The sequence below is a fragment of the Modicisalibacter luteus DSM 23508 genome (assembly GCF_000378505.1).
GTDB lineage: Bacteria > Pseudomonadota > Gammaproteobacteria > Pseudomonadales > Halomonadaceae > Modicisalibacter > Modicisalibacter luteus.
This window is the reverse complement of sequence record NZ_KB899989.1, coordinates 161,780-174,918: the sequence shown is the minus strand read 5'-3', so window position 1 is coordinate 174,918 and position 13,139 is coordinate 161,780. Positions and strand designations below refer to the sequence as shown.

The 13,139-nt window shown below is 54.3% G+C and carries 11 protein-coding genes; 8 read left to right on the top strand and 3 right to left on the bottom strand.

Annotated elements, in window-relative coordinates; translation table 11 throughout:
• The 4 genes from odhB to sucD all read left to right on the top strand — a co-directional run bounded on the left by odhB (position 1) and on the right by sucD (position 5,267).
• Positions 1-1,599 (top strand): 2-oxoglutarate dehydrogenase complex dihydrolipoyllysine-residue succinyltransferase, encoded by a 1,599-nt coding sequence (odhB, locus tag F568_RS0100795; protein WP_019016797.1) that lies wholly within the window; start codon positions 1-3, stop codon positions 1,597-1,599.
• 51 nt (positions 1,600-1,650) lie between these two features.
• Positions 1,651-3,090, top strand: coding sequence for a dihydrolipoyl dehydrogenase (lpdA, locus tag F568_RS0100790; protein ID WP_019016796.1), 1,440 nt, complete (start codon positions 1,651-1,653; stop codon positions 3,088-3,090).
• A 138-nt stretch (positions 3,091-3,228) separates the two neighbouring features.
• Entirely contained in the window at positions 3,229-4,395 is a 1,167-nt protein-coding gene (sucC, locus tag F568_RS0100785) for an ADP-forming succinate--CoA ligase subunit beta (RefSeq protein ID WP_019016795.1), read from the top strand.
• On the top strand, positions 4,395-5,267 hold the full coding sequence (gene sucD / locus F568_RS0100780; RefSeq protein ID WP_019016794.1) for a succinate--CoA ligase subunit alpha: 873 nt from the start codon (positions 4,395-4,397) through the stop codon (positions 5,265-5,267). Before sucC ends, sucD begins: the two co-directional genes overlap by 1 nt.
• Positions 5,268-5,345: 78 nt before the next feature.
• On the opposite strand, the gene F568_RS0100775 is transcribed toward sucD, so the two are convergent.
• Together F568_RS0100775 and F568_RS0100770 are read right to left on the bottom strand one after the other, a co-directional pair.
• On the bottom strand, positions 5,346-7,352 hold the full coding sequence (locus tag F568_RS0100775) for an acyltransferase family protein (RefSeq protein ID WP_026300244.1): 2,007 nt from the start codon (positions 7,350-7,352) through the stop codon (positions 5,346-5,348).
• Between the two features lie 56 nt (positions 7,353-7,408).
• A complete protein-coding gene (locus F568_RS0100770) occupies positions 7,409-8,326 on the bottom strand; it encodes an ATP-grasp fold amidoligase family protein (protein ID WP_019016792.1) in 918 nt (305 codons plus the stop codon).
• A 643-nt stretch (positions 8,327-8,969) separates the two neighbouring features.
• On the opposite strand from F568_RS0100770, the gene F568_RS0100765 reads away from it, so the two are divergent.
• The 4 genes from F568_RS0100765 (at position 8,970) to cysQ (ending at position 11,925) form a co-directional block, all read left to right on the top strand.
• Positions 8,970-9,413: a low molecular weight protein-tyrosine-phosphatase gene (locus tag F568_RS0100765; RefSeq protein WP_019016791.1), complete on the top strand. Its 444-nt coding sequence runs from the start codon at positions 8,970-8,972 to the stop codon at positions 9,411-9,413.
• Between the two features lie 221 nt (positions 9,414-9,634).
• Complete coding sequence (locus F568_RS0100760) at positions 9,635-10,036, top strand: VanZ family protein (protein ID WP_019016790.1); 402 nt, start codon at positions 9,635-9,637, stop codon at positions 10,034-10,036.
• Positions 10,037-10,048: 12 nt separating this feature from the next.
• Positions 10,049-11,083 carry a UDP-glucose 4-epimerase GalE gene (gene galE, locus F568_RS0100755; protein ID WP_019016789.1) on the top strand — a complete coding sequence of 345 codons (1,035 nt, stop codon included), beginning with the start codon at positions 10,049-10,051 and terminating at the stop codon, positions 11,081-11,083.
• The gene (gene cysQ / locus F568_RS0100750) at positions 11,080-11,925 is read left to right on the top strand and encodes a 3'(2'),5'-bisphosphate nucleotidase CysQ (protein ID WP_019016788.1); all 846 of its coding nucleotides are present in this window, start codon (positions 11,080-11,082) and stop codon (positions 11,923-11,925) included. Before galE ends, cysQ begins: the two co-directional genes overlap by 4 nt.
• A gap of 132 nt (positions 11,926-12,057) precedes the next feature.
• On the opposite strand, the gene F568_RS21920 is transcribed toward cysQ, so the two are convergent.
• On the bottom strand, positions 12,058-12,918 hold the full coding sequence (locus F568_RS21920) for a glycosyltransferase family 2 protein (RefSeq protein WP_019016787.1): 861 nt from the start codon (positions 12,916-12,918) through the stop codon (positions 12,058-12,060).
• Positions 12,919-13,139: the final 221 nt, after the last annotated feature.

Below are 13,139 nucleotides of genomic sequence, written 5' to 3'. Positions count from 1 at the left end.
ATGGCTACCGAGATCAAAGCGCCCAGTTTTCCGGAATCCGTTGCCGAGGGCACGGTTGCTGCCTGGCATAAGAAGCCCGGCGACAGCGTCGAACGTGACGAGCTGATCGTCGAAATCGAGACGGACAAAGTCGTACTCGAGGTTGTGGCACCGGAAGCGGGCACGCTGTCAGAGATCAAGGTCGAAGAAGGCGATACCTGCCAATCGGAGCAGGTCCTCGGCACGTTGGGCGAAGCCGGCGAGAAGGCAGAACCCAAGTCGGGTGCTGATGCTGGCTCCAAGCCCCAGGGTGGCCAGGACTCCGAGCCGGAGCAAAAAGCCGAACCGCAGACCGAAAAGCCGGCGGCTTCCGGCCAGACCTATGAGGTCAAGGCGCCGTCCTTCCCCGAGTCAGTTCAGGAAGGTACCGTGTCGACCTGGCACAAGAAGGTCGGCGAAGCGGTCAAGCGCGATGAAGTGTTGGCCGACATCGAGACTGATAAGGTCGTACTAGAAGTCGTTGCTCCTGCTGACGGTTCGCTGAGCGAGATCAAGGTGCAGGAAGGCGAGCAGGTCGAGTCCGAAGCCCTTCTTGCGACCTTTGCCGAAGGGGAGGGAGGTGCCGCGAGTGGTTCCGCCGAGTCCCGCGGAGACCAGAGCGAAGCGCCGGCTGCTAGCGGTGGTGATGAAGGTGAAGAGAAGGTCGGTGACAAGATCGTCGCGCCCGCCGCGCGCAAATTGATCGCTGAGCATGATCTGGACGTCAGCAAGATCGAGGGTACCGGCAAGGGTGGCCGCGTCCTCAAAGAAGACGTGCAGAAGGCGGTCAAGGAAGGCAGCGCGAAGAAGTCTGCGCCGGCTGCCAAGAGCGGTGGTGGTGCGAAGAGTGCCGCAGCTGCAGCGCCGGCCATCGAGGGCGAGCGCCCCGAGAAGCGCGTGCCGATGAGCCGTTTGCGTCAGACCATCGCCAAGCGTCTGGTCCAGGCCCAGCAGACTGCCGCCATGCTGACCACCTACAACGAGGTGGACATGACCGCGGTAATGTCGCTGCGCGCTCAGTACAAGGACACCTTCCTCAAGGCGCACGACACCAAGCTCGGCTTCATGGGCTTCTTCGTCAAGGCCGCCAGCGAGGCGCTCAAGCGCTTCCCGGATGTCAACGCCTCTATCGACGGTACCGACATTGTCTACCATGGCTATCAGGATATCGGCGTTGCCGTGTCGACTGATCGTGGTCTGGTGGTGCCCGTGCTGCGTGATACCGACAGCATGAAGATCGCCGACGTCGAGAAAACCATCGTCGACTTCGGTAAGCGTGCGCGTGACGGCAAGCTGGGCATCGACGAGATGCAGGGCGGCACGTTCACCATCACCAACGGCGGTATCTTCGGATCGCTAATGTCGACGCCGATCATCAACCCGCCGCAGACCGCCATCCTGGGTATGCACAAGATTCAGGAGCGCCCAGTGGCGGTCAACGGCAAGGTCGAGATCCGCCCGATGATGTACCTGGCTGTGTCATACGACCACCGCATGATCGACGGCAAGGATGCAGTGCAGTTCTTGGTTGCCATCAAGGACCTGCTCGAGGATCCGGCGCGCCTGCTGCTGGACATCTGACTCGTCTGACGTCAACGGACTCTCAAGCGAACCGATCAACAGGAAACATTCATGGCCGATAAATTTGATGTGATCGTCATTGGTGCGGGCCCCGGCGGCTATGTCGCCGCCATCCGTGCAGCGCAGATGGGCCTCAAGACCGCCTGTGTCGAGAAATGGGTGAACAAGCAGGGCAAGACCGTCCACGGCGGTACTTGCCTGAACGTGGGCTGCATCCCTTCCAAGGCACTTCTGGAGACCTCCCACAAGTTCATCGATGCGCGCGACCACTTTGGCGACATTGGCCTAGAAGTCGGCGAGATCACGCCGAACGTGCCCAAGATGCTCGAGTTCAAGGAGAGCGTCATTGCCAAGAATACTGGCGGCATCAGCGCCCTGTTCAAGGCCAATGGTGTCACTGCGCTGGAAGGCACCGGTAAGGTGCTCTCCAACAACAAGGTCGAAGTCACTGGCAAAGAGGGCGAGAAGGAAACCTACGAGGCCGACAATATCGTCATCGCCTCCGGTTCCGTGCCGGTCGAGATTCCTCCGACCCCGCTGACCGAAGGGTTGATCGTCGACTCCGCAGGTGCGCTGGAATTCACCGAGGCACCCAAGCGTCTGGGTGTGATCGGTGCAGGCGTCATCGGCCTCGAGCTGGGCAGCGTGTGGAGCCGCCTGGGCAGCGAAGTCACCGTCCTCGAGGCGATGGACTCCTTCCTTCCGATGGTCGACCAGGCCGTTGCCAAGGAAACCCAGAAGCTGCTCGGCAAGCAGGGCCTGGACATCAAGCTGGGCGCGCGTGTCACCGGCTCCGAGGTCAAGGACAACGAAGTCGTCGTCAAGTACACCGACAGCAAGGGCGAGCAGGAACAGATCTTCGACAAGGTCATCGTCTGTGTCGGCCGTCGCCCCTACACCCAAGGCGTGCTGAGCGACGATGCCGGCGTCAAGCTCGACGAGCGTGGCTTCATCTTCGTCGATGACCAGTGCCGCACCAGCGTGCCGGGCGTCTACGCCATCGGCGATTGCGTGCGTGGCCCGATGCTCGCACACAAGGCCTCCGAAGAGGGCGTCATGGTTGCCGACATCATCGCAGGCCATAAGGCCGAGATGAACTACGACGCCATCCCGTCCGTCATCTACACTTCGCCCGAAGTCGCCTGGGTTGGCATGACCGAGCAGCAGGCCAAGGCCGAAGGCATCGAGGTCAAGACCGGGTCCTTCCCGTTCTCCGCCAACGGTCGCGCCCTGGCCAACAATGCCCCCGAGGGCATGGCCAAGGTCATCGCCGATGCCGAGACCGACCGCATCCTGGGTATCCACATCGTCAGCCAGCACGCTGGCGAGCTGATTGCCCAAGGCGTCATCGCCATGGAATTCGGCTCCAGCGCCGAAGACCTGGCCCTGACCTGCTACGCTCACCCGACCACGTCGGAAGCGATTCACGAAGCCGCGCTGGCGGTGGACGGTCACGCCATTCACATGGCCAACCGCAAGAAGCGCAAGTAACCCGCAGGACAACAAGCGCCGCCCCAAGCGGCGCGTCGCTCCCGGCCATGTACCGGGAGCGGACGGGGGTGATGCGGGCCGGCGTCAAGGTCGCCCAGCGTCACCATTCGAGTCACATGCAACCAATGGCATGACACGATGAACCTTCACGAATATCAGGGCAAACAGCTGTTTGCCGACTATGGCCTGCCGGTGTCCAAGGGTTTTGCCGTGGACACTCCCGAAGAAGCTGCCGAAGCGTGCGAGAAGATCGGCGGCAACATGTGGGTCGTCAAGGCCCAGGTTCACGCCGGTGGCCGCGGTAAGGCCGGTGGCGTCAAGCTGGTCAAGAGCGCCGACGAAGCCAAGGCGTTTGCCGAGCAGTGGTTGGGCAAGAACCTGGTGACCTTCCAGACTGACGAGAAGGGCCAGCCGGTCGCCAAGATCCTTGTCGAGACCTGTACCGACATCGCCGAAGAGCTGTACCTGGGTGCCGTCGTAGACCGTGGCACCCGCCGCGTGGTCTTCATGGCCTCCACCGAGGGTGGCGTCGAGATCGAGAAGGTCGCGGAAGAAACCCCCGAGAAGATTCTCAAGGCCGAGATCGACCCGCTGGTCGGTGCGCAGCCGTACCAGGCGCGTGAGCTTGCCTTCCAGCTGGGCCTGAAAGGCGACCAAATCAAGCAGTTCACCAAGATCTTCCTGGGCCTGTCCAAGATGTTCCACGACAAGGACCTGGCACTGCTCGAGATCAATCCGCTGGTCATCACCGAGCAGGGCAACCTGCACTGCCTGGATGCCAAGATCGGTCTCGACGGCAACGCTCTGCATCGTCACCCCGACCTGCAGGCCATGCGCGATCCATCCCAGGAAGACGAGCGCGAAGCGCACGCCCAAGCGTGGGAACTCAACTACGTCGCGCTTGATGGCAACATTGGCTGCATGGTCAACGGTGCCGGTTTGGCCATGGGCACCATGGACATCATCAAGCTCAACGGCGGCCAGCCTGCAAACTTCCTTGATGTTGGCGGCGGCGCCACCAAGGAGCGCGTGGCAGAAGCCTTCAAGATTATCCTCTCCGACACATCCGTGAAGGCCGTTCTGGTCAATATCTTCGGCGGTATCGTGCGCTGCGACATGATTGCCGAAGGCATCATCGGCGCAGTGGAGCAGGTCGGCGTCAATGTGCCGGTCGTGGTCCGTCTGGAAGGTAACAACGCCGAGCTGGGCGCCGAGAAGCTGGCATCCAGTGGTCTGAACATCATCGCCGCTACCAGCCTGACTGACGCTGCGCAGCAAGTGGTCAAAGCGGCGGAGGGCAAGTAATGAGCATCCTGATCGACAAAAACACCAAGGTCATCTGCCAGGGCTTCACTGGCGGGCAAGGGACCTTCCACTCCGAACAGGCGATCGCCTACGGCACCAAGATGGTCGGCGGCGTTACCCCCGGCAAGGGCGGCCAGGAGCACCTGGGCTTGCCGGTGTTCAATACCGTCAAGGAAGCCGTCGAGGAGACGGGCGCCGAAGCCTCGGTCATCTACGTTCCGGCTCCGTTCTGCAAGGACTCCATCCTTGAAGCCGCCAATGCCGGCATCAAGCTGATCGTGTGCATCACCGAAGGCATCCCGACCCTCGACATGCTCGACGTCAAGGTCAAGTGCGACGAGCTGGGCGTACGCCTGATCGGCCCGAACTGCCCCGGTGTCATCACCCCGGGTGAGACCAAGATCGGCATCATGCCGGGTCACATCCACAAGCCGGGCAAGGTCGGTATCGTCTCTCGTTCAGGGACACTGACCTACGAAGCGGTCAAGCAGACCACAGACCATGGCTTCGGCCAGTCTACCTGTGTGGGCATCGGCGGCGACCCGATCCCGGGCTCCAACTTCATCGACATTCTTGAGATGTTCGAGAAGGATCCGCAGACCGAAGCCATCGTCATGATCGGCGAAATCGGCGGCACGGCCGAGGAAGAAGCGGCGGCCTACATCAAGGCCAACGTCACCAAGCCGGTCGTCTCCTACATCGCCGGTGTCACTGCACCTCCCGGCAAGCGTATGGGCCACGCCGGTGCCATCATCGCTGGCGGCAAGGGCACGGCGGATGAGAAGTTCGCAGCCCTCGAAGCGGCGGGCGTCAAGACCGTTCGCTCGCTGGCCGAGATCGGCGACGCGCTGAAAGAAGCTACTGGCTGGTAAGCCACGCCTTGCGCGATAAGCGCACTAGGCACAAAAAGAAAGGGCACCTTCGGGTGCCCTTTTTCTATATGATGCAGGTCAAGGCCGGTTCATGGCTAACTGCACTTCCTTGCGCAAGTAGGGTGAAATGGTGCGCATGTACGAACCCGTAATATGATTAGAATCTCGATATATCAGTACGTTACCCAGTTCAGGGAAACATTCTTCCTCATCGCAGAAAAAATGAGAAAAATCCACGAACTTTGTGTTCGTTAAATTTATCTCAATATTTTTTATTGGGTCGGTTCTTGCTAATACTTTATCCCTGTCAACTCGGCACTTGGCGGATTTAACACCATAAATTTCAACGCATTTGGAAGGCTCGAAAGGCAGCCAGGGATTGTCGCGCATGGCTAGTATTTGTATACCATGTTCTTCGAGTTTCTTGAACCAGGCGAGATACCCTTCGGGCACGTATTCGTTGATGCCTCCATCCCGTGTATAAGTTGTGAAGACGAGGTCAGGCTTCGAGGCAATCAGCTCTTGCATCAATTGAGCGTTCCACTCGGTACAGGAAGGGTACGAATAGACCTTTCCGAATCCAACTGGGGAAGAAAACAAACAGAAGTTTTTTGTATAGTTGACTAGCTTGTAGCCGTCTTCTTCAGCGAATGCTTCAAATGCGGGTAGCCATTGGACGGAATGTGAACCGCCGACGATGGCGATGACCTTGTTGCCATCCGGTTTTCCATATACACAGCTTAACAGTTCCGCTTCAGTTGATTTTTGTTGACACTGATCCATGTATGGCTTAGGTCTATCACGGCTAGCATTAACAGGAGTAGGGTAGACATCAAGGCCCTGTGGCTCAGTAGGGGCTTCGTAGAGTACTCGTGCCCCCAAAAAACGGGGGTCGCTGATATCGAGTAACTCAATTTTTTTCAACAACTCGCCTTTCGTATATGCAGCCCATCCTGCAATGGTAGCGCCGGCTGGAAATGCCATGAAAGCTATGACCAAAAAGCTTTTCAATGGTGCAGAGTTTTTTAATGATAAAGAATTTCTGATTGGGGATTCGAAAAGGCGTGTCGAAACTATAGAAAGTATAAAAGATATTGCTATGATCATTGCACCTTCGATAAATGAGATGTCGACCTTTTTTGTCAGGTGCCGGAAAAATACCAGTACAGGCCAGTGCCAAAGATAAAATGCATAAGAGTATCCACCCAATCTGACGAGATACCTGTTGGATAGTAGCTGTGCAGCGCTACCCTGCGTGATACTGTTGCCAGAAATAATGACTAACGCAACGCCTAGTGTAGGAACCAAGGCAACGTATCCAGGGAATTGGTTGGATACGTCGAGAACTAAACCACAGAATACCAGGCCTAGCAGGCCAAGCCATCCTAACGAAAAGCTTAAAATTTTATTGATCTTTATTTTGTTAATGCACAAGGCGAGTGCAGCTCCTATCGAAAACTCCCATAAACGTGCGAAAGTATCATAGTAAGCAAAGGCTTGATTGTGTGCAGTGGAAATCACAGAGTAAATCAGTGAAGCTGAAAAAATTAATAGAAAAGCCCCTCCAAGGAAGAGTCTTTTAGATTTTATTCCCTTAAAGCTTAATATGAAAAGAAATACGATAGGCCAGAGTAAATAGAACTGCCCTTGGACCGAAAGGGCCCAAAATTGCTGATAGGGTGTTGCTTCCATGCCTTGCGTCAAATAGTTGACGGCATCGAAGGCCAAACGCCAGTTCTCTGCATAAACAAGCGAGGCAGCAGCATGCTTTATAGTATCTACCCACAGTACTTGAGGTAATATGAATGTCCCAAATATAGCTGTAGTAAAGATAACTAGGAGCGCAACTGGAAAAATACGTCTAGCTAGTTTGGCCCAGAAGTAAAAAGGGTTGATTCTCCCTTGTTTTTCTTGTTGAGAAAGGAGAGATGAAGTTATGAGAAAGCCTGAAACGGCGAAAAAGGCATCTACCCCTCCAGACACTCCGCCCAACCAAATGTGATACACAGCAACCAAACTGGCTGCAACGGCTCTCAAGCCCTCTATCTCCAGCCTGCGCTGTGAATTTTGAGAAAAACTATTCATCCTCGGAGACCCTATGTTACTGGATAGCGATACGCATTTTATTGATAGAGATTGAGTCAAGAGTCAAAAAGTTGTCCCCATTCCTCATCGACTTTTCTCGTCTTGAAGCGTATAACCCCTGCAGTAGGTGTGAAAGTTAATTCTCCAAAGTATATTTTTCCATCGACCATATATAGATCTACGCGTACGAAAGAAAACTCTTCTGATAGCTTTAGTGCGACCTCCATGGCTTCATCCAAGTTATCAGGTCTTGGCAGATCAGCACCTTTAACGAACCTTTCTTCAACGACATCCAGTTTTTCCCAGTTTTGGTTGTAGTAATCTACTTTATAGTTGGTGAACCGATCATAAGAAACCTCTATTATTACTACAGGAGCCGCTCCAGATTTTCTGAAGCAGAAAAATTTGAAATCGAGAGGCAAATGCCTGTTTTTCAGAATTAGTTTTTCTTCAAATAAAATCTTCGGCTTTATTTTTTTGTAGTGTGCTTCTCTGGCTATGGCATAGTAATTTGCAGATAGCCATCTGTCGCTTATGTATTTTAAGTCATCAAAGCTATACTGGCTCTTTTGATCAACAATAAGGTTGTACCGGGAGCCATGGTTAGCTTTCATGACAAAGCTTTCAGGTAGACTTTCATAAACCTCTTCTGTAAGGGAGTTGCATACTCCATATATGGGGATAAGGTACTTTTCTCCAACCTTCTTTTCGACATAGTTCCTTACTTCAACTTTGTCGCTTAGTTCGGAGAAAATAGCTTCAGGCCTAAAGCGACGACAACAGATTTTCTCATTGAAAGTTCTAGGTTCCCTTAGCCTTGGGAAAACGCCAAACTTCTTCTTGTATTGCATGGTTATATAAAGTCTGCTCGGCAGAAGCTTCTTTAACATATGTTTTATGATGAAAATTAATTCATAATTGTATGTGCTTTTTTCTTGCACAAATAACGTTTTTAGTTTTCCTGCATAATTCACAGCTGCTCTCCCTGCATAAACGTATACCCTGTTGTTGTTTTATGACAATAACGTTATTTTTAACATCATTCTTTTTTCGTATTTTTTACCTCACGGAATCGTATTGGCTTTTTTTTTATTAGTGAAGTGCTGTTTTTTACAAGGAATTACAAGAAGCTTTGGTTCTGTATGCTAAATGTTACAATCATTATTTTGATAAAAAAGCATTAGTGTTTAGTTGACCCAATTTTTGGGTCTCTATGAGCAAGACAGAGTAGGTGTTTTTCGCTGCAGTTTCTTTTCTCTAGCGAAAGGCTAGAGTTTGGCGTGGGAAAGCTCCTTTCGTTCAGCCGGCTAGATAAGCGTTTGGCACCTCACCCCGGCGCTTCCTTAGTGATGACTCATTAGCGCCGATCTCATGCTCAAGGGCTAGCTCATGCCGGCTGTAACGTGCAGGAGGAAGCAGGTCGTGGGGTACCAATGAAGCCAAGCCGTAGCTACTCGTCCAGCGTCCATGTTCTATTGCAGACGACCGATGTGATTAATGGCACGACTGCACACGTTCACGCCGGAATCGTGTACTCTAATTGTAATTACCGTCGCTGAACACCGTGTTCCAGGCCACGAAGTCGGCGAAACTGAACAGCCTGCCTAGTAGTGATTAATGAAATTTACTCGCGTCCTTATCGTGTGTACCGGTAATATCTGCCGCAGCCCTGTCGCCGAAGCCTTGCTGAAGGCCCGGCTGCCGCATATTGTCATAGAATCGGCCGGGCTTGGCGCCTTGGTCGATCAGGGCGTCGATCCATCGGCTCGCACCTTGGCTGAAGGCGATGGCCTGGAGGTTTCCGAGCATAAGGCGCGTCAGGTTACCGAAGAGATGATCCAGCGAGCAGACCTCGTATTGGTCATGAGTGAAGGCCAGCGTCGAGCTGTCGCCAAATTAGCCCCCTCCGCAACCGGCAAGACCATGCTGTTTGGCCGCTGGCTGGGGCAGGGAGGCAAGGGCGAGGAAATCCCTGACCCCTATCGCAAAAGCCCCGAAGCGTTCCAGCACGTATATGGTCAATTGGTGCGTGCGGCCGATAGCTGGACGAAAAAACTGTAGCCTCGTTCAACGTAAAATAGTAAAACGCCCGCAGATGACATTTGCGGATCATGCTTTGAACATTGTTACATGCTAACGAGGCCGACCGTCCCTATATCATTGCAGGCATGCTTCGCCAGGAGGGTATACGCAAACGTGACACCTCTACATTCGGTACTGGTGTTTAAGCCGACCTGAAGATAATCTGCTTATGATGTTCAAGTAATTTTTCATGGACGATAATGCCTATAAACCATCGTTTGGCGTGGGTCTCCGCCGTATTTCTTCTCTTTTTTCTACTTTTCGCTATCGGTGGGCTGCTCCCTGGCCCGTTGCGTAACGCCATCGAGTCATGGCTGGGGTTGCCGTTCTCGGTACCTCCCGTGGCACATTTCGTTCTGTTCGTGGCCATGGCCTTCTGTTTACCCTGGGCGTGGCCGCGTCTGCAAATGATTGGCACGTTAACGATTATGCTTGTGTTGGGCGCCGTGGTAGAACTCTTGCAGGAATGGATACCTGGCAGGACCCCATCGCTGAACGACTTTCTGCTGGACTCACTCGGGGCTGGGCTAGGCTTCCTGGGGTATCTACTATTGATAAAGAAGCAACAAAAAGCGGCAGTCTCGTTTAACAAGGAAAATTGACTGGAGGCAAGGATGACGATTCTCGTTACGGGTGGCGCAGGGTATATCGGTTCGCACACCGTGTTGACGCTACTGCAGGCGGGGCATGACGTTGTAGTGTTGGACAACCTCAGCAATAGCTCGCTCGAGTCGCTACGGCGCACAGAAGCTCTGGCAGATCGAACGGTCAGTTTCATCGAAGGGGATATCCGTGATCGGGCATGCCTGGATCGTTTGTTCGCCCAGCATGACATCGAGTCGGTGATTCACTTTGCCGGCCTGAAGGCTGTTGGTGAAAGCATGCAAGAGCCGCTCGCGTATTTCGAAAATAACGTCTCCGGTAGCCTATGCCTCTTCCAGGCCATGGCGACGGCTGGTGTGCATCGTATCGTGTTCAGTTCGTCGGCCACGGTATATGGTGAGCCGGGTACACCGATCTTTCGCGAGGACATGCCAACCGGTACGCCAACCAATACCTACGGCCAGACCAAGCTGATGGTCGAACAGATGCTTCAGGCACTGGCCCGCGCTGATCAACACTGGTCGGTGGCGTTATTACGCTATTTCAACCCCGTTGGCGCTCACGAGAGTGGCCAGATCGGCGAAGACCCACAAGGGATTCCCAACAACCTGGTACCGTACATCAGCCAGGTGGCGGTCGGGCGGCTGGAAGCCTTGTCGGTATTCGGCAATGATTACCCGACCCGTGATGGTACCGGCATCCGTGATTACATCCATGTCATGGACTTGGCTGAAGGCCACCTCAAGGCGATGGAGGCCCTACCTGACCGTCCCGGCGTGAATATTTGGAACCTTGGTACAGGAACCGGCTATTCAGTGCTGGAGATGGTGGCTGCTTACGAGAAAGCCTGTGGTCGCCCGATTCCCTATAAGATAGCGCCACGTCGTGCCGGCGATATCGCCGAGTTCTGGGCCGACCCGACCAAGGCGGCCAAGGAACTCGGTTGGAAAGCCGAGCGTGGCCTTGATGCCATGATGGTCGATACCTGGCGCTGGCAATCCAGGAACCCTCACGGGTATCGCAAATTAGAAAAGGAGGTGGCGTGACACAACGCCCCGAACGACAGCGACTCGATGCCATTCGTGCCGGCATCGAGTCGGCAGGCCGCGAGGTTTTAACAATCTACCGTCGCGATTTCGATGTAGAAACAAAGGCTGACGATAGCCCACTGACCGAGGCTGACATGGCCTCACATCACGCACTTGTCGATCTGCTGAAACTTCAGACTCCGGATATTCCCGTACTCTCGGAGGAGTCTGGAGAGATTCCCTACGAGACGCGCAGCGGTTGGGCTCGTTATTGGCTGATCGATCCGCTCGATGGGACCAAGGAATTCATTAAGAAAAGCGACGAGTTCACCTTGAACGTTGCGTTGATTGAAAACGGGGTTCCCGTTATTGGTATCGTACATGCCCCGGCACTAAAAGACGGCGGCACGACATGGTGGGGGCAAATGGGCGAGGGTGCCTGGAAGCAGGTCAAGGGTGAGGAGCCTCAGTTCATTCGTGTACGCACTTTACCCGACCCCGAAAAGGAACCCTGGAAAGTGGTCGGTAGCCGTTCGCACGGTGCCGCTGAATTTGAGGCGTTCTGTGCCGACCTGCCGAACAATGAACGTGTTTCCATGGGTAGCTCGCTCAAGTTGTGCTTGGTTGCCGAAGGCGAGGCTGATCTTTACCCACGACTGGCGCCGACCAGCGAGTGGGACACGGCGGCCGCCCAGGCTGTGGTTGCCGCCGCCGGTGGTGAAGTGCTTAATGCCTACACGCTGGAACCGCTGCGATGCAACCGTCAGGACAGCTTACTCAATCCTTTTTTCATCGTTTGTGGCCAGCGCGATGAACGCTGGAAGCAGGCCTTGGCGAAGGCGCTGAATGTGAGTTTCTAAGCGCCTCCATACCGCTAGGTAGATCCGCTATCCGTTGACGTCGTGCAGGCGGTACAAGAGCCAAAAGCAGGCGAGCCCCGTCGAATCAACGACGGGGCTCGCCTGCTTATAGGAGGAAAATCGTTCATGCGCTTATAAACGTGCTGGTTTGCTCATGCCAAATTTAACTAGCACGATAGCTTTCAGCTTGTAGAGTTTCATGGAGTAAGCTAGGAAGAATGCGATGATTTTCTCAGTGACAGTCAGGTTATTCTTGGTAGCCAAAGAGCGCGCCACTCCGATGGGTGGCATGAAAGCGCGAAGAAACCAGAATCGCGGCAAGCGGTATATTTGACCGCCCGCGACCCGCAGTGCTTTCTGCCTGATCTCTCTCATGCTCGTGCGAGCAGGATGAAATACAACGCTACTCTCACAGTAGGCGAGTGAAAATCCCTGTTTTGTGGCCCGCCGATTCCATTCGAAATCCCCACCTGACATCATTTCCTGATTGAAATGTCCCACCTTTTCGAAGACATACCGGTAGGCAAACAAGTTGGCGGTTACGGAATGCCCGTCGGCGGCATAGCTTTTCTGGTTGAAGGCAAAAGCTTTTTCGTACGTGTGCGCCAGGCTGTACCCGGGCTCTTGAAAAAAAATTTCTACATGACCTGCGAGGCGATCAACCTGCCTCTCAGCCAAGTAGCTAACGGCGTTTTCCAGCCAGCGCTTGTCTGGCAGGCAGTCGGCGTCGGTAAAGGCGAGGATCTCCCCCTTGGCGATTTGAAGACCGGCATTACGCGCCGCATAGGAGCCGGGCTTAGGTTCGCTGATGAGGATGCAGTCATGTAGCAGCTGATGGCCTGGGCTGCTCTCATCGTTATCCACAACGATGATTTCGTACCAATCCCGCGGGTAGGTCTGTAGGGACAAGGCTTCGATGCATCGCTCGGCTTTGTGCCAATCCTTGTATACCGGCACGATAACACTAACGAACTTGCGGTGGCTGTCAGTCATAGGGTGCCTGCAACTTTTACCTAAGTGTTATTTTGCATTACCAAATATTAATGCAGCCGTAAGACTCGAGGAAGATGAATCGCATCATGCTATTCGCTACATATTGCATCCTGAGCGCGCCATCAGACGAAACCTTTACGTCTCAGATTTTGCTTAGCGGGCTACGTTGGCCCGATCCGCTGGATGTAGGCCAATGGGCATTACCAAGTTTCCAGTATCGC